Below are 25,428 nucleotides of genomic sequence, written 5' to 3'. Positions count from 1 at the left end.
CCCGCTGGGGAGCCGACGAAACGCACTGGACGCGACTGCCAGGCTGGGGTGGTGAACGATCTCCGCGTCCCGCCCCTGTTCGCCGCCCGGGCGCCCCGGGTGCTCGGCCCGGGCGCCGTCCCGTGGCTGGCCGCCCTGCCGGACCTCGCCGCCGGGTACGCGCGGAAGTGGGGCCTGGTGTTCGAGGGCGAGGCGATGCACGGCTACGTCGGCGTGGTGCAGCCCGCGCGGCTGCCCGACGGCACGCCGGTGGTGCTGAAACTCGGCTGGCGCGACGAAGAATCGGCCGACGAGCCGCTCGCACTGTCCACATGGGCCGGCCGGGGCGCGGTGCGGCTGCTGGAGTCCGCGCCGGATGACGGTGTCCTGCTGCTCGAACGGCTCGACGCCGGCCGCACGCTCGACGACCTCCCGCTGCGCTCGGCGATCCCGCTCATCGGCGGCTTGGCGCGGCGCTTGGCCGTCCCCGCGCCGGCGTCGATGCGGCGGCGGCTGCGGGCCGAAGCCGCGGAGCTGGCCGAGGAGCTCCCCCGCCGCTGGGCCGAGCTCGGCGGGCCGTTCGAAAAGCGGCTGGTCGACGACGCCGTCGCGGTCTGCCGCGAGCTGGGGCCGTCGGCGGGCGAACTGCTGGTGAACGAGGACCTGCACTTCCAGAACGTCTTGGCGGGCACGCGCGAGCCGTGGCTGGTCATCGACCCGAAGCCGCTGGTGGGAGACCTCGAGTGGGGCGTCATCCCGTTGTTCTGGAACCGCTTCACCGAGTCCACACTGGACGAACGGTTCGCGATGATCGTCGCTTCGCGCGAGCTGGACGCCGCGAAGGCGCGCGCGTGGACGCTCGTGCGAGCCGTGCAGAACTGGATCTGGATGCTGGAAGAACCCGGCGAGAGCGACGACCCGGCCTTTCTGACCGTGGGGGAAATCGCTCCGTGGGCGGCCAGCCGATAGTGTCAGCGGCATGGCCGCGGTCAACAGGGTTTTCGCAGCTCAGCTGTCCGGGTTGCCCGTGTTCGGGCCGGACGGCGAGTCCATCGGCCGGGTTCGCGACCTGGTCGCCGGTCTGCGCCTCGACGCCCAGCCGCCGCGGATCCTCGGCCTGGTCGTCGAGCTGGCCACCCGGCGGCGGGTCTTCGTGCCGATGCTGCGCGTCACGGCGATCGAGCCGGGCGCCGTGACGCTCGCGACCGGCTCGGTCAACATGCGCCAGTTCAACCAGCGCCCCAACGAGGTCCTGGTGCTCGGGCAGCTGCTCGACGCGCACGCGACGCTGGCCGGGTCGGACACGCGGATCACCGTCGTCGACGCCGGGATGGAACCGACCCGCACCCGCGACTGGGTGCTCGCCAAGCTCGCCATCCGCGAACGGCGGGTCGGGCTGGGCCGCCGCCGGGCGGCGATGCAGGTGCTGCCCTGGTCGGAGGTGGCCGGGCTGGGCCTGGCCGACCTCGGCGCCCAGCCGCAGGGCGCCGGCCAGCTGCTCATGCTGTTCGACACGATGCGCCCGGCCGACATCGCCGCGACCGTGCGCGACCTGCCGCTCAAGCGCCGGCACGAGGTCGCGGACGCGATGGACGACGAGCGCCTCGCCGACGTCATCGAGGAGCTGCCGGACGACGACCAGAAGGAGCTGCTGGCCTACCTGGCCGAGGAGCGCGCGGCCGACGTCCTCGAGGCGATGAACCCCGACGACGCCGCCGACCTGCTGGCCGAGCTGGCCCCGGCCGAGCAGAGCCGGCTGCTGGAGCTGATGGAGCCGGAGGAGTCCGCGCCGGTCAGGCGGCTGCTGGAGTACTCGTCGGACACCGCGGGCGGCCTGATGACGCCGGAGCCGGTGGTGCTGACGCCGGACACGACGATCGCCGAGGCGCTGGCCCACATCCGCAACGCCGAGCTGCCGCCCGCGCTGGCCAGCATGGTGTTCGTCTGCCGCCCGCCGACCGCGACGCCGACCGGGCGCTACGTCGGCGTCGTCCACTTCCAGCGGCTCCTGCGCGAGCCGCCCGCCGAGCTGGTGGCCAGCGCCGTGGACACCGGGCTGCCGCCGCTGAAACCGGGCGCGTCGCTGGCCGAGGTCACGCGGTACTTCGCGGCCTACAACCTGACCTGCGGGCCGGTCGTCGACACCGAGGACCACCTGATCGGCGCGGTGACCGTCGACGACGTCCTCGACCACCTGCTGCCGGAGGACTGGCGCGAGACCGGGCTGCACGACACCTTGGAGGAAGACCGTGCCTGAACCGACTTCGGGACGGCGGCTCGACCAGCCCCGCAGCCAGAACCGGTTCAGGCTGAACATCGACCCGGACACGTTCGGCCGGTTCACCGAGCGGATCGCCCGGTTCCTGGGCACCGGGAAGTACCTGTTCTGGCAGACGCTGATCGTCATCATCTGGATCGTGCTGAACCTCACTGCGCTGTCGCTGCAGTGGGACCCGTACCCGTTCATCCTGCTCAACCTGGCTTTTTCGACGCAGGCGGCGTACGCGGCGCCGCTGATCCTGCTGGCGCAGAACCGCCAGGACGACCGCGACCGCGTCTCCCTGGAGGAAGACCGCAACCGGGCGGCCCAGACGAAGGCGGACACGGAGTACCTGGCCCGGGAGCTGGCGGCGCTGCGGCTGGCGGTGGGCGAGGTCGCGACGCGCGACTACCTGCGCAGCGAGCTCGACCGGCTGCGGGAGGACCTGGACGTAAAGCCCAAGAAGTCCCGTACGCCTACCGGTACGTAACATGGATGGGGTGACCAGCACCCAGCAGCTCCCCAGCGTCGACGACGTCCGCAGCGCGCTGAAGAGCGTGCAAGACCCCGAGATCCGGAAACCCATCACGGACCTGGGGATGGTCAAGGACGTTTCGGTGGCTTCCGACGGTGTCGTGACCGTCGGGATCTACCTGACGGTGGCCGGCTGCCCGCTCAAGGCGACGCTCACCAACGACACCCGCGAGGCGGTCTCGAAGCTGCCGGGCGTGGTGGACGTGCGGGTCGAGCTGGACGTGATGAGCGACGAGCAGCGTTCCGAGCTGCGGAAGTCCCTCCGCGGCGACGCGGCCGAGCCGGTGATCCCGTTCGCGCAGCCGGGCTCGATGACGCGGGTGTACTGCGTGGCGTCGGGCAAGGGCGGCGTGGGCAAGTCGTCGGTGACGGTGAACCTGGCGGCGGCGATGGCCGCGCGCGGGCTGTCGGTGGGCGTCGTGGACGCGGACATCTACGGCCACTCGATCCCCCGCATGCTGGGCGCGCGCGAGAAGCCGACCAAGGTCGACACGATGATCATGCCGCCGCAGGCGCACGGCGTGAAGGTGATCTCGATCGGCATGTTCACCCCGGGCAACACCCCGGTGGTCTGGCGCGGCCCGATGCTGCACCGCGCGTTGCAGCAGTTCCTGGCGGACGTCTTCTGGGGCGACCTGGACATCCTGCTGCTGGACCTCCCCCCGGGCACGGGCGACATCGCGATCTCGGTGGCCCAGCTGATCCCGAACGCGGAGATCCTGGTCGTGACCACCCCCCAGCAGGCGGCGGCCGAGGTGGCCGAGCGCGCGGGGGCGATCGCGCTGCAGACGCGTCAGCGCGTGGCCGGGGTCATCGAGAACATGTCTTGGCTGGAGACGCCGTCCGGCGAGCGCATGGAGATCTTCGGCTCGGGCGGCGGCCAGGCGGTGGCCGAGTCGCTGACGAAGTCGATCGGCTCCGAGGTGCCGTTGCTGGGCCAGGTCCCGATGGACCCGCGCATGGTCGCCCAGGGCGACGCGGGCGAGCCGCTGGTCCTGGTCGAGCCGGAGGCGCCGGCGTCGGTGGTGCTGAAGGACGCGGCGAAGAAGCTGACGGTCAAGGCGCGCGGCTTGGCGGGGATGATGCTGAACGTGACCCCCGCGGGCCGCTGATCCAGGTCTTTCAAAAGCTGAAGGCCACCTCCGAGCGGAGGTGGCCTTCGGTGTCTCAGGTGGCGTCCGGGTCGATGGGTGGGCGCTCCCCCGGCTTCAGCGGCTCCGGCTGCTTGGCCTGGCCCGCTGGGTAGCCGTTCGTCCCGTTGGAGCCGTTGCTGCCGCCCAGGTTCGGGCTGCCGTTCGTGATGCCCTTCAGGCCGAGCGGGTCCGCGTCGCCGTCGAAGAGGTGCTGCGTCACCACCCTCTTCGGGTCGAAGTTGCGCAGCCCACGCAGGTCTTCGAGCGGCTTGCGGAGCTGGTCGAACTCCGGGCCCATCTCCTCGCGGAGCTGCTCTCGCGCACCGTTCGCGAAGTCGCGGACCTTCTTCACGCTCTTCGCCATCCAGGACGCCGCCTCGGGAAGCCGTTCCGGGCCGAGGATGAAGAGACCGGCGATGATGAGGACGAGGATCTCCCCCCATCCGACACTGTCGAACACCCGTCTACCTCCGCTCGGAACCTACCTGCCCAGGCTACCCGCCCCGGCCCGCGCGACGGCAGGCCGAATGCGGGAACTCAGTCGGAAGCCAGGGTTACGTCGACGACGAAGCTCGCGCCGTCGCGGACCAGCTGCACCGGCACGACCTGACCGACGTCGTGCGAGCGCACCGCGACCGTCATCTCGGCCGAGTCGCGCACCAGGCGGCCGCCGATCTTCGTGATGACGTCGCCCTCCTTGATGCCGGCGTTCGCGGCCGGCCCGCCGGGCGCGACGTTCTTGACCTGCGCGCCCATGGTGGACGAGCCGGCGACCGTCGACGACGCGTTGATGCCGATGTCGGCGTGCTGGACCTTGCCGTCCTTGATCAGCGCCTTCGCGATCTTGATCGCGTAGTCGCTGGGGATGGCGAAGCCGATGCCGATGCTGCCGCCGTCGGCGCCGGACGACCGGATCGAGGAGTTGATCCCGACGAGCGCGCCGGTGGCGTCGACGAGCGCGCCGCCCGAGTTGCCGTGGTTGATGGCGGCGTCGGTCTGGATGGCTTCGTAGGTGACCGGCGGGGCGCCGTTGTCGCCGCCCGCGGTGATCGGGCGGTTGAGCGCGCTGACGATGCCGGCGGTCACGGAGTTCTGCAGCGCGAGCGGCGAGCCGATGGCCATCACCGTGTCGCCGACCTGCAGGTCGGAAGACTTGCCGATCTGCAGGACGGTCGGGTTCGTGACGTTGACCTTGACGACGGCGAGGTCCGTCTTCTGGTCGGAGCCGACGAGCTTCGCGTCGGTGCGGGTGCCGTCGATGAAGATGGCGGTGACCTTGACGCCCGGGTCGGCGCTCGCGGACGAGATGACGTGCTCGTTGGTGAGGATGTAGCCCTGCGGGTCGATCATGACGCCGGAGCCCTGCTCACCGGAGTCGGCGCCGGGTTTGTAGACCTCCAGCGAGACGACGGCGGGCGCGACGCGCTTGGCGATCTCGGCGACCGAACCGGCGGGCCGTTCCTTGGCCGCCTCGGCTTCGGAGATGGTGGCGGAGCCGGTGAGCCCGTTGCCGGTGTCGGCGACCCACCACCCGACGAGCCCTCCGACGGCCCCGACGAGCAGCGCGACGACCCCCAGCAGCGCGAGCGCCTTCGGCTGCACGCGGCGGCCGAAGAGCACCTCGGGCAGGCTGAGCAACGCGCCGGGTGGGCGTTTCGCGGGCTTTTCCTCGTCTTCGGCGGGCACCGCGGGCCCGGCGAGGACGGCCCCGGCACCGGGATCACGCCAGGGGTCGCTGGTGCTGTTCCACAGGGGCGGGTCCGATTCCTTCGGTTCCCCGGTCGCTTCCCGCGGCCGTTCGAGCAGCACGCCTTCGGCCCCGGGCGGCCGCCGGAAGGCCTCGGCCAGCGACTCGGGAGCGGGCGGGGCGAGACTGACGCCGTTGGGCCGCTGCGGGGTGTAGAGCTTGTCGAACGCGCCGTCTACACCGGACGGCCTGCCGAAGACGGCGGCCTGAGCGGGATCGACGGCCGGGCGCGCGAGCGGCCGCGGCCCCAGCCGCTCGCCATCGCGCGCGCCGGGCTGCTCGGGATTCACGTTCGGCTCGGTCATCATTCCCCGGTGCAGAAGATCAGGTGGCTGGGCGTGACGATACCCAAGCCCAGTGCTCCGAGTCTGCCGGTCCGTCGGTGAAATGGCTGTTGCTTGGGTGGTTGCCCACTTCGGGGCGGACATGCCGAAGGCCGCCACGAGGAATTTTCCTCATGACGGCCCTCCCGGAACCAAGTCTCAGCGAATCCCCGCCGGCACCGCGGCCGGCGTCGTGCTCACCGGGGTCGACGTCCGCGCCGGCTGCTGCGGCACCGCCATCTGGGCCGGCAGCAGGTTCGCCTGCTGCGGCGCCCCGCCGCCGGTCTCCGGCGTGCCGTCACCGCTGTCGGCTGTCGTCCCGACCAGGGCGAGCGCGCTCAGCACCAGACCCGAGACCACCACGCCGGCCCCCTGCGCGGCGCGGCGCTTGAACCCGCCCACGACGTTCGGGGACTGGCCCAGCGGCGCCGCTGATCCCAACGGCGCGACACCACCCAACACGCCCGTGTCGCGCAGCCCCGCCACCCGGTCCGGGCGCTGGACCGCGACCAGCTGGCCGTCGGCCGTGATCGCCAGGTTGTCCGGCGTGCTCGGGAGCTCGGTGTGCTGCGGGATGGACTGCAGGCTCGCCAGGAACCCCGCCGACATCGGCGGCGCCGACGCGCGGCGGATGGCCTCCACCGTCTGGCGCTGGGCGCGCACTTCGGCGGCGCACGCCGCGCAGCGCGTGATGTGCGACGCCGCGCGGTCGCGGGCGCCGTGCGAAAGCTCTCCGTCCACGAACGCCACCACGGCGTCCGGCATCAGGTGCGACTCGGGGAGTCCCCAGCCTCGCGGTGCGGTCATACCGTCACCTTCGCAGACTCCGGGGCGTAAGCGCGCCGGCGCTCGAGCGACGCCCGCAGCGCCTGGCGCCCGCGGTGGATCCGGCTGCGGACGGTGCCCAGCTTGACGCCGAGCGTCGCGCCGATCTCCTCGTAGGACAGGCCTTCGACGTCACACAGCACCACGGCGGCGCGGAACTCCGGGGGCAGCTCGTCGAGCGCCGCCTGCAGGTCCGGGTCCAGGTGGGTGTCGGAGAAGACCTGCTCGGGGCTCGGGTCGTCGCCCACGATGCGGTCGGTGTCCTCCGGCAGGCCTTCCATCCGCACGCGCGAGCGGCGGCGGGCCATGTCGAGGAACAGGTTGGTGGTGATCCGGTGCAGCCAGCCCTCGAACGTGCCGGGCTTGTAGGACGCCAGCGACCGGAAGACCCGGATGAAGGTCTCCTGGGTGAGGTCCTCGGCGTCGTGCGTGTTGCCGGTCAAGCGGTAGGCGAGCCGGTAGACCCGGTCGCTGTGCTCGCGGACGACCTCGTCCCAGGACGGCGGCGTCCAGACCGCCTCGTCCAGGGACACGGGCTGAGCCGCGTCGGCGTCGTTTTCGGCAACGGCGTTCTGCATCGCGGGAGCAGGCACCTCCATCTGTGTTTCTCCTGTCTGCTCCACCCAACGCGGGTCGTCGGCACGGTGTTCCCGTGTTCCTGACCGAGTCTGTCCGGACTCCTTATGGTTCTAGTGAGACTGGACTGAGAGCAGGCTGAGAACTTCTCCCCGGGTGCTTACCAGGGAGCCTGCGCGGATTTATCGACAACCAACGCTAACCTCCGTGCGTGAACACGCCCACCCCTGCGGCCGCACCGGCCGATTCCGGGTTCGTCGACGGGTACCTGCCCGACGACGAGGTGCTGTCCGCGGCCCGGGCGCGGGCCGAAGACCTGGGCTGCACCCCGCTCAGCGCGGGTGCGGGCGCGACCCTGCGGTTCCTGGCGGCGACGCTGTGCGCGAAGGCGGTCGTCGAGGTCGGCACGGGGGCCGGGGTGAGCGGGCTGAGCCTGCTGCGCGGCATGGCCCCGGATGGCATCCTGACCTCGATCGACGTGGAGCCGGAGTACCAGCGCGCGGCACGCGCGACGTTCCGCGAGGCCGGCTACGCCCCGGGCCGCACGCGGCTGATCATCGGAAGGGCGCTGGACGTCCTGCAGCGGCTCACGCCGGGCGGGTACGACCTGGTGTTCGTCGACTCCGCGCACATCGAGTACCCCGGGTGCTACGAGCTGGGGGTGTCGCTGCTGCGGCGGGGCGGCATCATCGCGTTCCACAACGTGCTGGCGGGTGGGCGAGTGATCGACCCGTCGCACCGGGACCCGGAGACGCTGGCGCTGCGCGAGGTGGCGCGGGCTTTCCGGGAGGACGAACGGCTGGTCCCGGCACTGCTGCCGGTGGGCGGCGGCCTGCTGGTCGCGGCGGCGATCTGAGGTCAGGCGGCGTTGACCAGCTCGCGCCGCTCTTCGCGGACCCGCGTGCCCACGCTCACCGCGGCCACCGCCAACAGCAGCCACACCGTCACCACCGCGATCAGCCACGGCCAGCCCGCGTGCCCGTACACCCACGCCCCCGCGGCCCCTCCGACGCTGCTCCCCAGGTAGTACGTCGCCGTGTACATGCCGCCCACCTGGCCGCGCGCGTTCTCCGGGGCGTCCGCCGCCGCCCAGCCGTTCGCCACCGCGTGCGCCGCGAAGAACGCGCACGTCAGGACCAAGAAACCCGCGATGACCAGCGGCAATGCGTCCGGCAGCGTCAGCGCCGCGCCGACGGCCGTCAGCAGCAGCGCGCCGATCAGCGCCCGGCGGCGGCCGACGCGGGCCACCAGGCGTCCGGCCGCCGCCGAGGACACCGAGCCCGTCGCGTACGCCAGGAACACCAGGGACGCGATCGCCGGCGACAGGTCCAGCGGAGCGCCGGTCAGCCGGAACCCGGCCGCGTTGTAGAGCGCGACGAACGAGCCCATCGCCAGCAGCGCGACCGCGTACTGGGCCAGGAGCACCGGCTTGCTCAACGCCGTGACCAGGCCTTTCGCGACGCCGCGGAGCTGGGCGTCCCCGCGGGGCCGGGTGCCCGGCGGCAGCGTCACGACCGTGATGGCCGAGCAGATCGCGCCGACGCCCGCGACGACGAACAGCGCGCCGCGCCAGCCGAGCGGTCCGGCGGTGAACCCGCTGGCCAGCCGGCCGAGCATGCCGCCGATCGTGTTGCCCGCGATCATCGCGCCGACGGCCGCCGCGACGCCCGCGCGGCCGAGCCGTTCGGCCAGGTACGCCGCCGCGACGCCGGGGAAGCCCGCGATGGCGACGCCCTGCAGCGCGCGCAGGACGAGCAGCGCCGGGTACGTCGGCATCAGCGGCAGCAGCAGCCCGAAGACGACGGACGCGATCACCGACGTCAGGATCACCGGCCGCCGGCCGACGACCTCGGACAGCGCGGCGATCGGCAGGACGGCAATGGCGAGCGCACCGGTCGCGACGCTGACCGCGAGCGCCGCGCCGCCGGGGTCGAGGTGGTACTGCGCGGCGAGCTGGGGCAGCACCGGCTGCGGCGCGTAGAGCAGGGCGAAGGAGGAGATCCCGGCCGCGGCGACGGCGGTCTTGACTCGGCGCGTGGAGGTCACCACCTGAAAGTAAGCAGGCCTAACCAATACGTCCAATGCGTTGAACTGGCATGATCGATGCAATGACGTATGACTTGCTGTCGGCGCAGGTGGCGCCGCACCTGCCGTTGCTGGCCGCGCTGCGGGAGACGAGGAACGTCACACGCGCGGCCGAGCTGCTGGGCGTACCGCAGCCGACGGTGAGCCGGCGGCTCGCGGCGCTGGCGGACGCGCTGGGAGCGCCGCTGACGGTCCCGGACGGCCGCGGCATCCGGCTCACGCGCGCGGCGGAACTGCTGGCCGAGGCGGCCGAGCGCGGTCTCGCGGCGGTCGAGAGCGGCGTCCGGCTGGCGCGCGAGGAGGTGGCACCGGAGTCGGGGCACGTGGTGCTGGGGTTCCTGCACCTGCTCGGGCGGTCGCTGGTGCCGTCGCTGCTGCGCGGCTACCGGGCGCGGTTCCCGGGGGTGCGGTTCACGCTGGTCCAGGGTTCGCGGCAGGACATGGTCGACCGGCTGGCGGACGGCGAGCTGGACCTGGCGCTGGTGGCGCCGCTGCCCTCGGTGCCGTCGCTGGCCTCGGCGGGTCTGGTGGACGAGGAGATCCTGCTGTCGGTCCCGGCGGGCCACCGCCTGGCGGGGCGCCACTCGGTGCGGGTGGCGGAGCTGGCGTCGGAGGAGTTCGTGCTGCTGGAGCAGGGGTACGGAGTCCGGACGCTGACGGACGAGCTGTGCGCGGCGGCGGGCTTCACGCCGCGGATCGCGTTCGAAGGACAGGAGTCGGACACGGTGCGCGGGCTGGTGGCGGCGGGGCTGGGGGTGGCGCTGCTGCCGAGGTTCGGCCCGGGGACGCCGGCGGGGGTCGCGGAGGTGCCGCTGGAACCACGGCCGTACCGGACGATCGGGCTGGTGTGGCGGGCGGAGGAGCCGATGACCCCGGCGGTGGCGGGGTTCCGCGACCACGTCCTGGCCACGGCGGGCCAAGGTCCGGCTCAGCCCAGCGAAGCCGCCAGCTCCACCAAAGTCCGGGCCGCGAAACCCGTCGCCCCCGGCACGACGTCGTCGTAGTTCTTCTCGGACCTCGCCGGGCCCGCGATGTCCAAGTGCGCCCACGGCAGCCCCTCCGTGAACTCCCTCAAGAACAACGCCGCCGTGATGCTGCCCGGCCCAGCAGGCGTCTGGCGCACGTCGCCGAACTCGCCTCGGACGTTCTCCGCGTAGTCCTCCACGAGCGGCATTCGCCACCACGCCTCGCCCACCCGCGCGCCCGCCGCGACCACCGCGGCGGCCAGCGCTGAGTCCGAAGCGAAGAGTCCGCCCGTTCGCAGCCCCAGCGACACCTTCATCGCTCCGGTCAGCGTCGCCGCGTCCACCACCAGGTCCGGGCTGAACCGGCGGATTCCGTACGCCAGCGCGTCGGCCAGGACCATGCGGCCCTCCGCGTCCGTGTTGCCGACCTCCGTCGTCTTGCCGCCGTAGTGGCGGACGATGTCGCCCGGCCGGTACGACGACCCCGACACGTGGTTTTCCGCGCACGGGACCAAAGCCGTCACCCGGATCGGGAGCCCGAGCGCGGCGATCGCCCGCGTCGCCGCGATCACCGCCGCGCCGCCCGCCATGTCCGTGCGCATCAAGTGCATCCCGTCGGCCGGCTTGATCGACAGGCCGCCCGTGTCGAACGTGATGCCCTTGCCGACCAGCAGCAGGTGCCGGGCCGCCCCCGCCGGCTTGTACGCCATCTCGATCAGCCGCGGCGGCCGCGCCGAACCGCCGCCGACCGCCAGGACGCCGCCGAAACCCTGGGCCGCCAGCCACTTCTCGTCGTGGACCGCCACCTCGACGCGGGGGCCGGCCACCCGGGCGGCCGTGTCCGCCAGCCACGCCGGCGTCTTCACGTTGGACGGCGTGTTCGCCAGGTCGCGGGTCAGCGCCGTCGCCGCGGCGAGCACCGACGCGCGGGACACCAGCTCGCCAAGACCCGAATCGGACGTCACCAGCCGGACCGTCCGCACGGACGGAGAGGGATCGGCACCCGTCACCTTGAACTTGTAGCCACCCAGCAGCAGGCCCAGCGCCAGCTCGGTGACGTGCTCGCCGGACGCCTCCTCCGGCAGCTCCAGCTGCACCGCGCGGAACGCCTTGCCGCCGTGGTCGACGTCGTCCGCCAGCGCCGCGTTGACCGCGCGAACCAGGGCCGCGCCCGCCTTCCGATACTGCTTCGGCTCGCCGTCGCCGAGGCCCGCGACCCAGCGGGGACCGTCGGCCGGGACCGTCTGCACGTCGCCCGCCTTGCCGGTGATCCGGACACCGCCGATCTCCAGCGGCTCGGACTCGACGTCGTCGGCCGGTGCGGTCACCAGCCGGGCCGTCGGGGCGCCGCGGCGGAGGTCGCCCGCGACCTCGATCTCGAGCAGGTTGGTCGGAACGGGGGGTAGCGGATTACGCACAGTGAGCAACCTTCGGGCGCAGAGGAACCGCGACCCCGGCCTCCGAAGGGAGACCGGGGTGCGACGGAAGGACGGTTCGGGGGGATCGGCTAGCCGGTGACCTCCGCCAGTGCGGCGCCGAGGTCCTTCGCTTCTTCCGCGGAAAGTTCGACGACGAGTCGCCCACCACCCTCGAGCGGTACGCGCATCACGAGGCCCCGCCCCTCCTTAGTCACTTCGAGGGGACCATCTCCGGTCCGGGGCTTCATGGCCGCCATAGCGTGCTCCCTCCGTCTCAACCGGCGCGCCCGGGTCGCGCTCGCGTGAAAGCCAGCCGGGTCTGGTGGCCATTGTCCCTCATCAGCGGCCGGGCGCATCAGCGGACCGATCTTTTGCCGCCGTATCGGTGCTGGTATGCGGCTCGCACCGGATGAAAGACTGTCGGACGACCGATGTTTCCGCGCAAGGAGAAGACGTGACCACATCCGACGTCCTGTTGACCGCCGACGCCGACGGGGTGCGCACCCTGACCCTCAACCGGCCGCAGGCGTACAACTCGCTGACCGTCGAGCTGAAAGAAGCACTGCTCGCGGCGCTGCGCGAGGCGTCCGGCGACGAAACCGTCCGCGCGGTCGTGCTGACCGGATCCGGCAAGGCGTTCTGCGCCGGCCAGGATCTGAAGGAGCACGTGGGGCTGCTCCAGGCGGGTGACCCCGCGCCACTACACACGGTGAAAGAGCACTACAACCCGATCGTCAAGGCGATCGTGTCGATGGAGAAGCCGGTCATCGCGGCGATCAACGGCACCGCCGCCGGCGCCGGGGCCGCGTTCGCCTACGCCAGCGACCTGCGGATCGCCGCCGAATCGTCGTCGTTCCTGATGGCCTTCGCCAACGTCGGGCTGGGCCCGGACTCGGGCGCGTCCTGGACGCTGCAGCGGCTGGTCGGCTACGGCCGCGCCGCCGAGCTGATGCTGCTCGCCCGGACCGTGGACGCCGCGGAGGCGCTGCGCCTCGGCCTGGTCGGCGAGGTCGTGCCGGACGAGGAACTGCCGGCCCGCGCCCAGAAGATCGCGGCCAAGCTGGCCAACGGGCCGACGGTCGCCTACGCGAAGATCAAGGCCGTGCTCAACCTGGCCGCGCAGTCGACGTTCGAGGAAGCCCTCGACGCCGAGGACGCGGCCCAGACCGCGCTCGGCGCGACCGCCGACCACAGCGAGGCCGTCGAGGCCTTCGTCGGCAAGCGCAAGCCGAACTTCCAGGGCAAGTAGCCGTCGAGGGCGCTTCCGGGCTCAACCCGCCCGGAAGCAGCCCTTGACGTGGTCGTCGACCATGCCGGTCGCCTGCATCAGCGCGTAGCACGTCGTCGGGCCGAGGAAGACGAACCCGCGCTTCTTCAGTTCCTTGGCCATCGCCTTGGACTCGTCGGTGATCGCCGGGACGTCCGCCATGGTGCGAGGACGCCGATGGGACGAAGGCGCGAACGACCACAGCAGGTCGTCCAGCGGCGTGTCCAGCGAAGCGATCGCCTTGGCGTTGTTGATGGCGGCCAGGATCTTCGCCCGGTTCCGCACGATCGACGCGTCCTGCATCAGCCGCTCGACGTCGGCGTCGCCGAACTTCGCCACCTTCGCCGGCTTGAACTGCTTGAACGCCTTCCGGAAGCCTTCCCGCTTGCGCAGGATCGTGATCCACGAGAGCCCCGACTGGAACGACTCGAGGCACAGCCGCTCGTACAGCTCGTCCTGCCCGTGCAGCGGCGTGCCCCACTCTTCGTCGTGGTACGACGCGTAGTCCGGCGTCGAATTGCCCCAGCTGCACCGCGCGACGCCGTCGGCGCCGAGAAGCTCACTCATCCCCACCCACCGAATAGTCCTCCGCGAACCGCGCGAACCGCCGCAGCGACTGGCGCACCCCCAGCGCGAACGCCGGCCGCACGACCGGCCAGCCGAGCCGGCCCAGCGGCCCGAACGGCAGCCGCAGGTGCTCGGCCCAGACGAACGTCGAACGCGTCGCGCCCTTCGGCACCACCTGGAACACACCCGTGCCCTGGACGACGCTGCCGAGGTGGCGGACGCCGCACCGCACCGGCGGTTCCCAGCTGGTGATCTCCATCGTGTCCGTGAACCCGATGCCGGCCACCCCGGTGAACGCCGCGAGCCGCGAGCCGACGCTGCGGCCGTTGCCCTCGACGACCTCGACCTCGGTGCCGAGCATCCACTCGCCCTGGCGGGTCCAGTCGGTCAGCGCGAGCCAGGTCGTCCCGGCCGGCGCGCGGACGTCGACCGACAGGATCAAATCGGTCACTGGGCGCCTTCGGGCGAGCTCTCCCGCTCGCGTTCGCGCTGCTCCAGCTCCGCGACCCGGGTGCGCAGCTCGTCGAGCTCGACGCCGAGGCGGCGCATCACCCAGTCCACTTCGGACATCTTGTAACCGCGCAGCACCAGCTGGAACCGGACCTCGGTCAGGTCCTCGCCGGTGATGTCCTCGGCGGGCAGCCGCGTCGGCGAGCTGCCCGGCGGCAGCGGGGCGAGCTCCTCACCCCGGCCGAAGACCACCGCGGCGAGCAGGAACACCACGGCGGCCACCAGCAGCATGACTACGAGGTAGATCAGCGCGGTCGTCACGCGACGATCGTGGCATACCCGCCCCAGGATCGTCTCGCGAGCACGACGAGCCGCAGTGAAAGCAGCACCCAGGCGACCATCAACAGGACGCACGGGACGCTCAAGAACAGCCTCGAGACGTCGACGAAGCCGGTCGAGCCGATGACCAGCCCGACCGACGCGAGGTTGATGCCGACGGCCAGCGCGATCAGGACGCCGCAGAACCGGGCGAGCCGGACGGCGTCGAGGCGGCGGCTGAGCCAGCGGGTGCCGAGCAGGGCGATCAGGCCGATCACCGGCACCACGAAGACCGCGCCGTGGGTGGCGTGGGCGATCACCTTGTACCACTCCGGCGTGGGCGTCGACAGCTTCGTCCACTCGCCGAAGGTGAGGATCCGGGCGTAGTCCCAGGACGCCTGCATCAGCGGGACGCCGATGACGAGCTTCCACAGCGTCCGGACGCCGCTGAGCATGCCGAGCTCGGCCTGGTAGTCGCGGGCGACGACGGCCGCGGGGCCGAAGTCGGCGACCGCGCGGCGTTCGGCGTCCTCGTCGTCCCAGCCGCCCGCGCGGTAGGCGTCGGCGGCGTCGTGCAGCCCGTCGCGGGCCTCTTCGAGGAGGTCGGCCTTGAACTTGCCGCAGCCGTGCAGCCGCCGGTCGAGGTCGCCCAGGTACTCGTCGATCATGCGCCCAGCACTCCCCCGATGACCGTGGTGAACTCCCGCCACTCGGTGCGTTCGGCGGCCAGGGCCTGCTCGCCGGAGCGGGTGAGGCGGTAGGTGCGGCGCTTGCGGCCGGAGACGACGTCCCATTCGCTGCTCAGCCAGCCGGCCCGCTCCAGCCGGCGCAGCGCCGGGTAGACGGTGCCGGTGGGCAGGTCGAGCGCGCCGTCGCTGCGCAGCTGGAGCGCCTCGATGATCGCGTAGCCGTGCAGCTTGCGGCCGTCGAGCACGGCCAGCAGCAGCGCGTCGAGGTGGCCGCGCAGGGTGTCCGCCTTCATGAGTACGCAGTCTACACGTCGCCTTGCTACATGTAGCCAGGCTATGTGTAGCCTGTCTACATGAACGCTCTCCCGGTCGCGAGACTCCAGTTCGCGACGACGACTTCGTTCCACTTCCTGTTCGTGCTGCTCACACTGGGGTTGGTCACGCTGGTGGCCGTGATGCAGACGCGCTGGACGCTCGGCGGCAAGCCCGAACTGCTGCGGATGACGCGCTTCTGGGGACGCCTCTACGTCATCAACTACGCGCTCGGGATCGTCACCGGCATCGTGATGGAGTTCCAGTTCGGGCTCACCTGGACCGGGCTGTCCGCCTTCGCCGGCGACGTCTTCGGCGCACCGCTGGCCATCGAGACGCTCGTCGCGTTCTTCCTCGAGTCGACGTTCCTCGGCCTGTGGATCTTCGGCTTCGGGCGCCTGAACAAGTGGCTGCACCTGGCGCTGCTGTGGCTGGTGACGCTGACCGCGTACGCGTCGGCGCTGTTCGTCATGGTGGCCAACTCGTTCCTGCAGAACCCGGTCGGCAGCCGGCTCGAAGGCGGCACGCTGCACCTCGACGACTTCGGCGCGCTGTTCTCGAACCCCGCGCTGATCGCGTCGCTGCCGCACGTGCTCAGCGCCGCTGTGGTGACCGGCGGGTTCTTCGTCGTCGGCGTCAGCGCCTGGCACTTCCTCAAGCGCACCACCGAAGTCGAGTTCTTCCGCCGCTCGATGCGGATCGGCGTCGTCGCGGCGCTCGTCGGCTCGATCTTCGTCGTGAACCAGGGCTTCGCGCAGTTCGGCCAGCTGAAGATGTACCAGCCGGACAAGCTCGACGAGAACGTCGTCGGCATGCCACTGGGCGCCATGATCGGGCTCGGGTTCCTGATGTTCCTCTGCGCGATCCTCGGCACGCTGCTGCTCGTCCGGAACCGGCTCACGAAGGCGCGGTTCCTGCACTACCTGATGGTCGCGGCGATCCCGTTGCCGTTCCTCGCCGCGATCATGGGCTGGCTGGTGCGCGAACTCGGACGTCAGCCGTGGCTGGTCTGGGGGAAGCTGCGCACCGCGGACGCGATCGCGGGCGTCCCCGCCGGCCAGATCCTGTTCTCCTTCATCGCCTTTTCCCTGCTGTTCGCCGCGCTCGCGGTCGCCGACTGGGTGCTCATGGCGCGCGTCGCCAAGCGCGGCCCGGACCCGGTCGACGAGCCCGCCGAGCTGCCCGTCCTGAGCGGAGTCTGACCGATGGCGACTTTCTGGTGGTGCGTGCTCGGCCTGCTGACCTGCGGGTACTTCGCGCTGGCGGGCTACGACTACGGCGTCGGCATGCTGCTGCCGGCGTTCGAGGGCGACGAGCGGAAGCGGCGGCGGACGCTCGGCGCGCTCGGGCCGTTCTTCCTGGCCAACGAGGTGTGGCTGGTGGCCGCGGTGGGCCTGCTCTTCGGCGCGTTCCCGCACCTGGAGGGCAAGGTGTTCGCCGGGGCGTACGTCCTGGTCGTGACGCTGCTGCTCGGCCTGGTCACGTTCACGGCGTCGCTGCAGCTGCGCAGCCGCCGCCCGGACGCGCCGCGCGGCGCCTGGACGGTGGGCATCGTCGGCGGCGCGCTGGTGACGGCGCTGTCGTGGGGCCTCTTCCTCGGCAACCTGGTACTCGGGCTGCCGCCGGTCGCCGACGTGCTCGCCTTCTTCAACCCCTACGCGGCGCTGTGGGGACTCGGGTTCGTCGCGCTGTTCTGCCTGCAGGGCGCGGCGTTCCTCGCGGTCCGGGCACCGGCGGAGCTGACCGGCCGCGCGGTGCGGCTGGCACGCGCGTTCCTGCCGCCGGTGTTCGCGTTCCTGGTGATCGCGACGGGCTGGGGGTTCTTCGCGGTGCACGGCGTCACGGCGCTCGGCGTGGGCGTCGTCGCGTTGGCTTTCGCCGCTCTCGCCGTGTCCTGGCTCGGCTTGCGGATCCGGCGGTACCGGGTGGCGCTCGTCGGGTCGATGGTGCTGTCGGCCTGCCCGGCGCTGCTGGCCGGGACGCTGCGGTTCCCGACGGTGCTGGTGTCTTCGGGCTCCGCGCTGACCGTCGGCGACGCGGCCACGGCGTCCGGGACCTTCGCGGTCCTGGGCTGGTTCGCCGCCCCGGCGCTGCTGGTGCTCCTGGCGGTGCAGTGGCTGACGTGGCGCGCACACCGGCATCCCGTCGACCAGCACTCGCTGCTGCACTTCTAGGAGTTCTCGTGCCTGCTTTGCCCGGACTCCGGCGGTACTTGGCCGTACTGGCCGCGCTCGGCGTGCTCGCCGCGGTCGCGGTGCTGCTCCAAGCCGAAGGGCTCGCCACGCTGCTCACCGGCGGCGGGGTGTCCCTCTTCCTCGTCACGGCCGTGCTCGGCCGGGTCGCGCTCACCTGGGGCCACGGTGTCCTCAGTGGACGGTTCGCGGCGTCCGTGCGCCGCGGGCTCCGGCGGCGGCTGCTCGGCTCGTCGCCGGAGCGCGCCGGCGTCGTCGCGACGCAGGTCACGCGGGGCGTCGACGCGACGGACAGCTACCTGAGCGGGTACCTGCCGTCCCTGGTCGTCTCGGTGGTGGTGCCGATCGCGGTGGTCGTACGCCTGTTCACGACGGACCTCGTGTCGGCGCTGGTGGTGGCGGCGACGCTACCGCTGATCCCGGTGTTCGCGATCCTCGTCGGGAAGCACACGGCCGCGCGGACTTCGCGGCAGTGGTCGCTGCTCCTGAAGCTGGGCGGGCACTTCCTCGACGTCGTGCGCGGGCTCGGCACGCTGAAGGTGTTCGGGCGGGCGTTGGCGCAGGCGGCGACGGTCCGGTCGATGGCGGCCGCCCACGCCGACGCGACGCTGAAAACGCTGCGGGTGGCGTTCCTGTCGTCGCTGGTGCTGGAGCTGGTCGCGACGCTGTCGGTCGCCCTGGTCGCCGTGCCGATCGGGTTCCGGCTGCTGTCCGGTTCTCTCGACGCCCGGACGGCGTTGCTGGTGTTGGTGCTGGCGCCGGAGGCGTACCTGCCGCTGCGAGCGGCGGGCGCGAAGTTCCACGCGGCGGCGGAAGGGTTGACGGCGTTGCGGGAGGCGCTCGCGGTGCCGGTGGTCTCGTCGCGCTCGGCTGTCGTCACTCGACGGAGAGGTGCGCCTTCGGTCGCCTTCGATCGGGTGTCCGTTTCCTACGGCGGCGTTCCCGCTCTGTCCGAAGTGGACTTCTCGGTGCCCGCCGGTTCGCGGGTGGCTCTGGTCGGGCCCAGCGGGTCGGGGAAGAGCACCGTGCTGGCTGTCTTGCTGGGGTTCGTAACGCCGTCTTCGGGGCGGGTGCTCGTGGACGGCGTGGACCTGCGCTCCTTGTCCCCTTCGGACTGGCTGGCCGACGTGGCCTGGGTCCCGCAGCGGCCGACGCTGTTCCGGGGATCGTTGGCGTCGAACATCTCCCTGGGCTCGCCGGCCGACGTGCCCGCGGCGGCCCGGGCGGCCGCGCTGGACTCGGTGGCCGCGGGGCTGCCCGCCGGGTTCGACACGCCGATCGGCGAGCTGGGTGAGGTCCTGTCGGCGGGTCAGCGTCAGCGCGTCGGGCTGGCCCGGGCGCTGGCGCGGACTTCGGCCGGGCTGGTGCTGCTGGACGAGCCGACGGCCCGGCTGGATTCCCGCACGGAGTCCGCGGTGCTGTCGGCGACGCGGCGGTTGCTGCCGGGCCGCACGGCGGTGCTGGTCGCGCACCGGCCGGCGATGGTTTCGCTGGCGGACCGGGTGATCGAACTGCGCGACGGGCGCGTGGGCGCGGAGGTGGCGGCGTGAGCGTCTGGGCTCTGTCCACAAGGGACGTCCTTCGCCTGCTTCGCGCCGCCCTGCTCGGCGCCGGCGCCGAACTCGCCGCCCTCGCGCTGATGGCCACCGCCGCGTGGCTGCTCCTGCGGGCCGCCGAACAGCCGCCGCTCGGCGCCCTGACCGTCGCCATCGTCGGCGTCCGGACGCTCGCCCTGCTCCGCGGCGGTCTCCGGTACGCCGAACGGCTCGCCGGGCACGAAGTCGTCCTGCGCTGGCTCGGCGCCCTCCGGACCCGCGTCTACCAGGCACTCGTGCCCGGCTCGCGGTTCTCCGGCGGCGACCTCGTCACGCGGCTCGTGTCCGATGTGGACGCTCTGCAGGACGCCGTCCTGCGGTGGCTGCTGCCCGCCGGAGTGGCCGCGCTCGTCGGGACCGCCGCCGTCGCGGTCACGCTGACCGCGTCCGTGTCCGCCGCCGTCGCGCTCGCGGGCGGGCTGGCCGTCGCCGGGGTGCTGCTGCCGTGGCTGGTCGTCCGGGTCACCCGGCGGGCCGCTCAGGACGACGCTCCGAAACGGGCCGAACTCGCCGAACGCGCGGTCGAGCTCGTCACCGGGCACCGGGAACTCGTGGCCGCCGGGGCCCTCGACGAACACCTCGCGCGGGCGGCCGTTGTCGTCGATGAAATCGCCCGCAACGAACGGACCGTTTCGTTCAAAACCGCCGCGTCGACCGCCGCCGGGGTGCTCGTCCAGCTGGTCACCACCGTCGCAGTCGCGCTGCTCTGCCACGCCTCCGTGCCGTGGACCGCGGCCCTCACCCTCGGCGCGTTGACGACGTTCGAGGTCGTTCTCCCGCTGATCGGCGCCGCCCGGCGCGTCCCTGAGATCCGCGTGTCGGCCGCCCGCGTGAAGGCCGTCCTCACCGCACCCGCCAGGCCGGAAGGCACTCGTTTAGTCCAAACAGGACACTTCACGCTCCGGGACGCCGGCGTCCGGTATCCCGGTCGCGCGCCCGCGTTGCAGCACCTCGACCTGGACTTGCCGCCCGGCAAGCGCGTCGGGATCCTCGGCCCCAGCGGCGCCGGCAAGACGACCCTCCTGCGGCTCCTGCTCGGCAGCGAGACGCCCACGGACGGTCAAGTCCTCCTCGACGGTCGCCCGCTCGGCGAGTACACCGACCTGCCGCGGATCATCTCGGGCGCCGAAGCCGACGCGCACGTCTTCCACACGACCGTCCGGGAGAACCTGCTGCTCGCCAAGCCGGACGCGACCGACGACGAGCTGGCCGAAGCCTGCGCGACCGCCGATTTCGACCTCGGCTTGGACCGCGATACCGGCCCGGACGGCGACGCGCTCTCCGGCGGTCAGCGCCAGCGGCTGATCCTGGCCCGGGCCGTCCTCGCGGCGCCGGAGGTCCTGGTCCTCGACGAGCCGGTCGAAGGCCTCGACCCCGCCCACGGCGACGCCGTCCTCGCGAAGGTGCTGGCGAAGGCGCGCGGCAGCGTCGTCCTCGTCACCCACCGGCCCGAGCACCTGGCCGGTTTCGACGAGGTCGTCACCCTCGAGGACGGGCGAGCACTTCCCGCATCGGCGGCCGGTCGGCGACCCTCACGTCCGTGATGTCCGGCAGCCACTCCTCGTCGACCTGCACGAACTGCGTGAAGGGCGCATCGGCGGCCGGGACGCCGCAGCGCGCCAGCGCGGTGCCCAGGATCTGCCGGGACATCGCGCCCAGCTGCCGCAGCGACCGGTTCCGGTGCTTGCGGACGCCCAGGTTGACCTGCGCGAGCCCGTCGAGGCCGTAGCGCGCCTCGGCGTCGAGCAGCAGTCCGATCTCGACGCCGTAGCCGGCCGCGAACGGCACCGACTCGAGGAACTCGCGCGTGCCCGCGTACTCGCCGCCGAGGGGCTGGACCAGCCCGCCGAGCGCCGGGCGCAGCGCCGAGAGCACCGGCCGGGCCAGCAGCTCCGTCACGCGGCCGCCGCCGGAGCTCTCCAGCCGCAGGGGACGGCGGTAGAAGCCCTTGACCAGGTGGACGCCGCTTCCGGTGACCAGCGGCCCGAGCAGCGACGGCACGAACGCCGGGTCCGGGTCGACCAGGTCGGAGTCGAGGAACACGACGATGTCGCCGCTGGTCGCGGCCAGCGAGCGCCACAGCACCTCGCCCTTGCCGGGCACCGGCGGCAGGTCCGGCAGGACGTCCTCGCGGCGCACCACGCGCGCGCCGGCGGCTTCGGCCGTTTCGGCGGTGGCGTCCGTGGAACCGGAGTCCATGACGATCAGCTCGTCGACGACCGAGCCGACCAGGGGCCGCACCGACGCGACGACGTCTCCCACGGTCCCCTCTTCGTCCAGCGCCGGTAGCACGACCGAAACCGTCCGGTCACCCTTCGCGGTCACGATGTCTCCGGGCGTCCACCCGGGCTCCTGCCACGTACGCCGCTCGAACCAACTCACGAGTAACGATCGTGCCATGCTGGTGGCACCGCATCCGAGGAGGAGGACCACTTGATCGCGCTGCTTGTCCGGTTCGTGCTGGGCCCGCTGGCCAGGGCGGTGTACCGGCCCGAGGTCCACGGCGTGGAGAACGTCCCGCTCACCGGCCCGGTGCTGCTGGCGGCCAACCACCGCGCCGCGCTCGACACCGGCGTGATCACGTTCGCGACCCCGCGGCAGGTCAAGTTCCTCGGCAAGGCGGAGTACTTCACCGGCAAGGGCCTCAAGGGCAAGCTGATGGCGGGCTTCGTCGGCGGCCTCGGCTACATCCCGGTCGAGCGTGGCAACGCCCAGGCCGGGCTGGCGGCGTTGGAGGCGGCCCGCAAGGTCCTCGACGCGGGCGGCGTGTTCGCGATCTACCCGGAGGGCACGCGTTCGTTGGACGGCCGCCTGCACCGGGGCCACACGGGCGTGGCGGCCCTGGCGCTGGCGACGGGCGCGAAGGTGGTGCCGGTCGCGCTGACCGGCACGGAGGGCCTCCAGCCGGGCGGGGCGAAGATCCCCCGCCGGGCGAAGATCGCCATCACCTTCGGCAAGCCGCTGGACTTTTCGCGGTACGAGGGCCAGGACTACTCCCCGGCGATCCGCCGCTCGGTCACCGACGAGGTGATGTACCAGATCCTGGAGATCTCGGGGCAGGAGTACGTGGACACGTATCACAAGCGGCCGAGCGAGGGCGTCGCCTGACTCACCAGGGCACCGGGCCCTCGTCGTCGACAAAAGTGCCCGTTGGGCCGTCTGTTCCGATCGTCGCCATCCGGACCGCCGCGACCGCGCCTTGCGCCGGTGTCCGGAACCCCGAGTGGCCGTTCAGGTCCGTCGCGCAGTAGCCCGGGCAGACCGCGTTGACCAGGATGCCGTCGCCGCGCAGCTCTCTCGCGTACTGCAGGGTCAGCGACGTCAACGCCGTCTTCGACGGGGTGTAGCCCGCCGAGATCGGCAGCTCGACGGCCGGATCGGCGTTGCGGGTCAGGGACGCGGCGCTGCTGGAGACGTTGACGATGCGCGGCGCGGCCGACCGGCGCAGCAGCGGCAGCAGCGCGTTCGTGACCGTGATGACGCCGAAGAAGTTCGTCTCGAAGATCGTGCGCAACGTGCCCAGGTCGGCCGTGCTGGGGTTCTGATGGGCGAGGTCGGTGCCCGGTGGGCGGGCGATGGCGGCGTTGTTGACCAGCACGTCGAGACGGCCGTAGCGCTCTTCGAGAGCGGAAGCCGCCGCGGGGACCGAAGCGGGGTCGGTGACGTCGAGGACCACCGAGTCCGCGCCCAGCTCCGCGGCCGCCTTCTCGCCCAGTTCCGCGCTGCGCGCGCCGATGACGACGGTGTGGCCGAGGGCGGCGAGCTGGGCGGCGATCTCGCGGCCGATGCCCTTGTTCGCGCCGGTGACCAGAGTGATTTCGTTCATGGCTCCAGCACACCAGCGAGCCGCCCGTGCGAGCCAACACCGATGCCGCATCGGCCGATACTCTGGTGGTATGGAGACGCGGGAGCTCGCGTATTTCGTCGCCGTCGCCGAGGAGCTGCACTTCGGCCGCGCGGCGCAGCGCCTCGGCATGGCGCAGCCCCCGCTGTCGCGCGCCATCCAGCAGCTCGAACGCCGCATGGGCGTGCCGCTGCTGAACCGCACGAGCCGCGGCGTGAGCCTGACACCCGCGGGCGCGGTTTTCCTTGCGGAGAGCCGCAAAGCGCTCGACGCGGTGGACGCCGCGGTGCGCCGGGCGCAGCGTGCGGGGCAGGAGGCGCCGAAGCTGCTCGTGGCGATGAAGCCCGACGGCGACGCCGGGCTGCTCGAGCGGATCCTCCCCGGCTACCGGGCCGACCCGGACGCGATCGAGGTCGAGGTCGTCGTGGGCGGGATCGGCGAGCAGTCCCGCATGCTGCGCGACGGCCGCGTCGACCTGGCGTTCCTGCACGGCCCGCACGACGACTGCGACGGGTTCGACACCGAGCTGCTGCTGGAGCAGGACCAGGTGGCGATGCTCGCGCGCGGGCACCGGCTGGCCGGCCGCGCGGCGCTGGTAATGGCCGATCTGGACGGCGAGCCGTTCCCCCGGTGGCCCGGCAGCGACGTGCGCGGGCCGGAGGTGCGGGACGCGGGGCAGCTGCTCCAGCTCGTGGCGCTGGGCCAGGTCGTCGCGGTGGTCCCGGAGTCGGCCCGGCGCCACGTGCGGTCGGACATCGTGTGCTTGCCGGTGCTCGACGCGCCCCGGACGTCGGTGCTGCTGGCCTGGCCCGACCGGACGTGCTCGCGCGCGGTGGCGGCGTTCGTCCGGGCCGCCACCGACGTCAGATCCCCGGCGGTTCCTTAGCCCACTTCGGCGGCGCCGGCGGCTCGTACGTCTTGAACGCGTCCAGCAGCGCCGCCGGGTCGGCGTCCGCCATCAGGAGCTTCCGGTAGTCCTCCTTGACGAAGCCCTCCGTCACCATGTGGTCGGCGAACGCGAGCAGCGGCCCGTAGTAGCCGTCGACGTCGACCAGGCCGATCGGCTTGCCGTGCAGTCCCAGCTGGGCCCACGTCCAGACCTCGAACAGCTCCTCCAAGGTCCCCGCGCCGCCCGGCAGGGCCAGGAAGCCGTCGGACAACGCCGCCATCTTGGCCTTGCGCTCGTGCATGTCCTTCACGACGTGCAGTTCGGACAGTCCGGCGTGCGAGATCTCGACGCTCGAGAGCGCTTCGGGGATCACGCCGATCACCTCGCCGCCCGCGGCCAGGGCGGCGTCCGCGACGACGCCCATCGTGCCGACGCTCGCGCCGCCGTACACCAGGCCGATGCCGCGCTGGGCCAGGAGCTTGCCCAGCGCCGCCGCCTGCTCGGCGTAGCGCGGGGAGAACCCCATCGACGAGCCGCAGAACACGCAGATCCGGCTCATCAGTGGGTGTCCTCCCAGGCCTGGTAGGACTCCTGGACCACGCGGACGGCGTCGTCGATGTCGTCGGTGACGTGCAGCAGGTCGAGGTCGTGCGGGCTGATCTTGCCCTCGGCCAGGACCGAGTTCTTGATCCATTCGTAGAGCCCGCCCCAGTAGGCGCTGCCGAACAGCACCACCGGGAACTTCGTGACCTTCTTGGTCTGCACCAGCGTCAGCGCCTCGAACAGCTCGTCGAGCGTGCCGAAGCCGCCGGGGAGGCAGATGAAAGCCTGCGAATACTTGATGAACATCGTCTTCCGGGCGAAGAAGTACCGGAAGTTGACGCCGAGGTCGACCCACGGGTTCAGGCCCTGCTCGAACGGCAGCTCGATGCCGAGCCCGACGGAGAAGCCGCCGGCCTCGGCCGCGCCGCGGTTGACCGCCTCCATCGCGCCCGGGCCGCCGCCGGTCATCACCGCGAAGCCGGCGTTGGCCAGCGCGCCGCCGATCTTGCGGCCGAGCTCGTACTCCGGGTTGTCGCGCTTGGTGCGCGCCGAGCCGAACACCGTGACCGCGCGCGGGACCTCGGCGAGCGCGCCGAACCCCTCGACGAACTCGGCCTGGATCCGCAGGACGCGCCACGGGTCGGTGTGCACCCAGTCGCTCGGGCCGCGCGCGTCCAGGAGCCGCTGGTCGGTGGTGCTGCCCTGGTCGCGGCGGTCGCGGCGCAGCACGACCGGGCCCTTGTGCCGCTCCACCGGGCGTTCGGGGTACTGGCCGTCCGGCCATTCAGACTGTTCGCTCACTACGCCATGCTACGGCCTCGCCGCCAGCGAAAATGAGAGCAGCGCCGCGGAGGTGAAGTCGATGGCCGGCTCGTTGCCGGGCCGTGAACTGAGGTCGTCGGCGTAGCGACTTCCTT

The 25,428-nt window shown here is 72.1% G+C and carries 29 protein-coding genes; 13 read left to right on the top strand and 16 right to left on the bottom strand.

Annotated elements, in window-relative coordinates; translation table 11 throughout:
* The first annotated feature begins 48 nt into the window (after positions 1 to 48).
* Genes ACZ7OH_RS41190 through ACZ7OH_RS41175 form a run of 4 tightly spaced genes read left to right on the top strand, consistent with a single transcriptional unit; the run spans position 49 to position 3,885 of the window.
* Positions 49 to 948 carry an aminoglycoside phosphotransferase family protein gene (locus tag ACZ7OH_RS41190; protein WP_470285855.1) on the top strand — a complete coding sequence of 300 codons (900 nt, stop codon included), beginning with the start codon at positions 49 to 51 and terminating at the stop codon, positions 946 to 948.
* 10 nt (positions 949 to 958) lie between these two features.
* Positions 959 to 2,236: a magnesium transporter MgtE N-terminal domain-containing protein gene (locus tag ACZ7OH_RS41185; RefSeq protein WP_470285854.1), complete on the top strand. Its 1,278-nt coding sequence runs from the start codon at positions 959 to 961 to the stop codon at positions 2,234 to 2,236.
* On the top strand, positions 2,229 to 2,729 hold the full coding sequence (locus tag ACZ7OH_RS41180; RefSeq protein WP_400900078.1) for a DUF1003 domain-containing protein: 501 nt from the start codon (positions 2,229 to 2,231) through the stop codon (positions 2,727 to 2,729). The genes ACZ7OH_RS41185 and ACZ7OH_RS41180 overlap by 8 nt, the downstream gene beginning before the upstream one ends.
* Before the next feature lie 10 nt (positions 2,730 to 2,739).
* A complete protein-coding gene (locus tag ACZ7OH_RS41175) occupies positions 2,740 to 3,885 on the top strand; it encodes an Mrp/NBP35 family ATP-binding protein (protein ID WP_470285853.1) in 1,146 nt (381 codons plus the stop codon).
* A gap of 55 nt (positions 3,886 to 3,940) precedes the next feature.
* Here the strand turns inward: ACZ7OH_RS41175 and tatB are convergent, their stop codons facing one another.
* From tatB to sigE, 4 genes are all read right to left on the bottom strand, one after another.
* On the bottom strand, positions 3,941 to 4,366 hold the full coding sequence (tatB, locus tag ACZ7OH_RS41170) for a Sec-independent protein translocase protein TatB (protein ID WP_470285852.1): 426 nt from the start codon (positions 4,364 to 4,366) through the stop codon (positions 3,941 to 3,943).
* 77 nt (positions 4,367 to 4,443) lie between these two features.
* Positions 4,444 to 5,961 (bottom strand): S1C family serine protease, encoded by a 1,518-nt coding sequence (locus ACZ7OH_RS41165; RefSeq protein WP_470285851.1) that lies wholly within the window; start codon positions 5,959 to 5,961, stop codon positions 4,444 to 4,446.
* 174 nt (positions 5,962 to 6,135) lie between these two features.
* Positions 6,136 to 6,783 carry an anti-sigma factor family protein gene (locus ACZ7OH_RS41160; RefSeq protein ID WP_470285850.1) on the bottom strand — a complete coding sequence of 216 codons (648 nt, stop codon included), beginning with the start codon at positions 6,781 to 6,783 and terminating at the stop codon, positions 6,136 to 6,138.
* Positions 6,780 to 7,379: an RNA polymerase sigma factor SigE gene (gene sigE, locus ACZ7OH_RS41155; RefSeq protein WP_372672293.1), complete on the bottom strand. Its 600-nt coding sequence runs from the start codon at positions 7,377 to 7,379 to the stop codon at positions 6,780 to 6,782. The genes ACZ7OH_RS41160 and sigE overlap by 4 nt, the downstream gene beginning before the upstream one ends.
* 209 nt (positions 7,380 to 7,588) lie before the next feature.
* Between sigE and ACZ7OH_RS41150 the strand changes: the two genes are divergently transcribed.
* Positions 7,589 to 8,233 (top strand): O-methyltransferase, encoded by a 645-nt coding sequence (locus tag ACZ7OH_RS41150; protein WP_400900088.1) that lies wholly within the window; start codon positions 7,589 to 7,591, stop codon positions 8,231 to 8,233.
* 2 nt (positions 8,234 to 8,235) lie between these two features.
* Here ACZ7OH_RS41150 and ACZ7OH_RS41145 read toward each other — a convergent pair whose 3' ends face one another.
* Positions 8,236 to 9,423: an MFS transporter gene (locus ACZ7OH_RS41145; protein ID WP_470285849.1), complete on the bottom strand. Its 1,188-nt coding sequence runs from the start codon at positions 9,421 to 9,423 to the stop codon at positions 8,236 to 8,238.
* Between the two features lie 62 nt (positions 9,424 to 9,485).
* On the opposite strand from ACZ7OH_RS41145, the gene ACZ7OH_RS41140 reads away from it, so the two are divergent.
* Positions 9,486 to 10,466 carry a LysR family transcriptional regulator gene (locus ACZ7OH_RS41140; RefSeq protein ID WP_470285848.1) on the top strand — a complete coding sequence of 327 codons (981 nt, stop codon included), beginning with the start codon at positions 9,486 to 9,488 and terminating at the stop codon, positions 10,464 to 10,466.
* Here the strand turns inward: ACZ7OH_RS41140 and ACZ7OH_RS41135 are convergent.
* Both ACZ7OH_RS41135 and ACZ7OH_RS41130 read right to left on the bottom strand, forming a co-directional pair.
* Entirely contained in the window at positions 10,391 to 11,845 is a 1,455-nt protein-coding gene (locus tag ACZ7OH_RS41135; protein ID WP_470285847.1) for a leucyl aminopeptidase family protein, read from the bottom strand. The genes ACZ7OH_RS41140 and ACZ7OH_RS41135 overlap by 76 nt on opposite strands.
* 89 nt (positions 11,846 to 11,934) lie before the next feature.
* Positions 11,935 to 12,102, bottom strand: a complete 168-nt coding sequence (locus ACZ7OH_RS41130) for a DUF3117 domain-containing protein (RefSeq protein WP_013222969.1) — start codon at positions 12,100 to 12,102, stop codon at positions 11,935 to 11,937.
* A 197-nt stretch (positions 12,103 to 12,299) separates the two neighbouring features.
* Between ACZ7OH_RS41130 and ACZ7OH_RS41125 the strand changes: the two genes are divergently transcribed.
* The gene (locus tag ACZ7OH_RS41125; protein WP_470285846.1) at positions 12,300 to 13,094 is read left to right on the top strand and encodes an enoyl-CoA hydratase-related protein; all 795 of its coding nucleotides are present in this window, start codon (positions 12,300 to 12,302) and stop codon (positions 13,092 to 13,094) included.
* Positions 13,095 to 13,115: 21 nt separating this feature from the next.
* Here the strand turns inward: ACZ7OH_RS41125 and ACZ7OH_RS41120 are convergent, their stop codons facing one another.
* Genes ACZ7OH_RS41120 through ACZ7OH_RS41100 form a run of 5 tightly spaced genes read right to left on the bottom strand, consistent with a single transcriptional unit; the run spans position 13,116 to position 15,429 of the window.
* A complete protein-coding gene (locus ACZ7OH_RS41120; protein WP_470285845.1) occupies positions 13,116 to 13,679 on the bottom strand; it encodes a DNA-3-methyladenine glycosylase I in 564 nt (187 codons plus the stop codon).
* Positions 13,672 to 14,130: an SRPBCC family protein gene (locus tag ACZ7OH_RS41115; RefSeq protein WP_470285844.1), complete on the bottom strand. Its 459-nt coding sequence runs from the start codon at positions 14,128 to 14,130 to the stop codon at positions 13,672 to 13,674. The genes ACZ7OH_RS41120 and ACZ7OH_RS41115 overlap by 8 nt, the downstream gene beginning before the upstream one ends.
* On the bottom strand, positions 14,127 to 14,450 hold the full coding sequence (locus ACZ7OH_RS41110; protein ID WP_086681665.1) for a DivIVA domain-containing protein: 324 nt from the start codon (positions 14,448 to 14,450) through the stop codon (positions 14,127 to 14,129). Before ACZ7OH_RS41110 ends, ACZ7OH_RS41115 begins: the two co-directional genes overlap by 4 nt.
* A complete protein-coding gene (locus ACZ7OH_RS41105) occupies positions 14,447 to 15,115 on the bottom strand; it encodes a permease prefix domain 1-containing protein (protein WP_470285843.1) in 669 nt (222 codons plus the stop codon). The genes ACZ7OH_RS41110 and ACZ7OH_RS41105 overlap by 4 nt, the downstream gene beginning before the upstream one ends.
* Positions 15,112 to 15,429 carry a helix-turn-helix transcriptional regulator gene (locus ACZ7OH_RS41100; RefSeq protein WP_155549185.1) on the bottom strand — a complete coding sequence of 106 codons (318 nt, stop codon included), beginning with the start codon at positions 15,427 to 15,429 and terminating at the stop codon, positions 15,112 to 15,114. The genes ACZ7OH_RS41105 and ACZ7OH_RS41100 overlap by 4 nt, the downstream gene beginning before the upstream one ends.
* Positions 15,430 to 15,489: 60 nt before the next feature.
* Between ACZ7OH_RS41100 and ACZ7OH_RS41095 the strand changes: the two genes are divergently transcribed.
* The 4 genes from ACZ7OH_RS41095 to cydC are packed head-to-tail and all read left to right on the top strand — an operon-like array spanning position 15,490 to position 20,779.
* Positions 15,490 to 16,650, top strand: a complete 1,161-nt coding sequence (locus tag ACZ7OH_RS41095; RefSeq protein WP_470285842.1) for a cytochrome ubiquinol oxidase subunit I — start codon at positions 15,490 to 15,492, stop codon at positions 16,648 to 16,650.
* A 3-nt stretch (positions 16,651 to 16,653) separates the two neighbouring features.
* On the top strand, positions 16,654 to 17,622 hold the full coding sequence (locus ACZ7OH_RS41090; protein ID WP_470285841.1) for a cytochrome d ubiquinol oxidase subunit II: 969 nt from the start codon (positions 16,654 to 16,656) through the stop codon (positions 17,620 to 17,622).
* Between the two features lie 8 nt (positions 17,623 to 17,630).
* Positions 17,631 to 19,190 carry a thiol reductant ABC exporter subunit CydD gene (cydD, locus tag ACZ7OH_RS41085; protein ID WP_470285840.1) on the top strand — a complete coding sequence of 520 codons (1,560 nt, stop codon included), beginning with the start codon at positions 17,631 to 17,633 and terminating at the stop codon, positions 19,188 to 19,190.
* A complete protein-coding gene (gene cydC, locus ACZ7OH_RS41080) occupies positions 19,187 to 20,779 on the top strand; it encodes a thiol reductant ABC exporter subunit CydC (RefSeq protein ID WP_470285839.1) in 1,593 nt (530 codons plus the stop codon). Before cydD ends, cydC begins: the two co-directional genes overlap by 4 nt.
* Here the strand turns inward: cydC and ACZ7OH_RS41075 are convergent.
* Entirely contained in the window at positions 20,715 to 21,617 is a 903-nt protein-coding gene (locus tag ACZ7OH_RS41075) for a glucosyl-3-phosphoglycerate synthase (protein ID WP_470285838.1), read from the bottom strand. The two genes, cydC and ACZ7OH_RS41075, sit on opposite strands and share 65 nt — an antisense overlap.
* Before the next feature lie 51 nt (positions 21,618 to 21,668).
* On the opposite strand from ACZ7OH_RS41075, the gene ACZ7OH_RS41070 reads away from it, so the two are divergent.
* Positions 21,669 to 22,343, top strand: a complete 675-nt coding sequence (locus ACZ7OH_RS41070) for a lysophospholipid acyltransferase family protein (RefSeq protein ID WP_470285837.1) — start codon at positions 21,669 to 21,671, stop codon at positions 22,341 to 22,343.
* A gap of 1 nt (position 22,344) precedes the next feature.
* On the opposite strand, the gene ACZ7OH_RS41065 is transcribed toward ACZ7OH_RS41070, so the two are convergent.
* Positions 22,345 to 23,061, bottom strand: coding sequence for an SDR family oxidoreductase (locus ACZ7OH_RS41065; protein WP_470285836.1), 717 nt, complete (start codon positions 23,059 to 23,061; stop codon positions 22,345 to 22,347).
* A gap of 70 nt (positions 23,062 to 23,131) precedes the next feature.
* Between ACZ7OH_RS41065 and ACZ7OH_RS41060 the strand changes: the two genes are divergently transcribed.
* Positions 23,132 to 23,965 (top strand): LysR family transcriptional regulator, encoded by an 834-nt coding sequence (locus tag ACZ7OH_RS41060; protein ID WP_470285835.1) that lies wholly within the window; start codon positions 23,132 to 23,134, stop codon positions 23,963 to 23,965.
* Here the strand turns inward: ACZ7OH_RS41060 and ACZ7OH_RS41055 are convergent.
* Both ACZ7OH_RS41055 and ACZ7OH_RS41050 read right to left on the bottom strand, forming a co-directional pair.
* Positions 23,943 to 24,527: an LOG family protein gene (locus ACZ7OH_RS41055; RefSeq protein ID WP_470285834.1), complete on the bottom strand. Its 585-nt coding sequence runs from the start codon at positions 24,525 to 24,527 to the stop codon at positions 23,943 to 23,945. The genes ACZ7OH_RS41060 and ACZ7OH_RS41055 overlap by 23 nt on opposite strands.
* Positions 24,527 to 25,312, bottom strand: a complete 786-nt coding sequence (locus tag ACZ7OH_RS41050; RefSeq protein ID WP_470285833.1) for an LOG family protein — start codon at positions 25,310 to 25,312, stop codon at positions 24,527 to 24,529. The genes ACZ7OH_RS41055 and ACZ7OH_RS41050 overlap by 1 nt, the downstream gene beginning before the upstream one ends.
* Positions 25,313 to 25,428: the final 116 nt, after the last annotated feature.

It is taken from the genome of Amycolatopsis sp. NPDC114478 (genome assembly GCF_055633805.1).
Note: the sequence above shows the minus strand (reverse complement) of the source record. Positions and strands in the feature narration are given on the sequence as shown.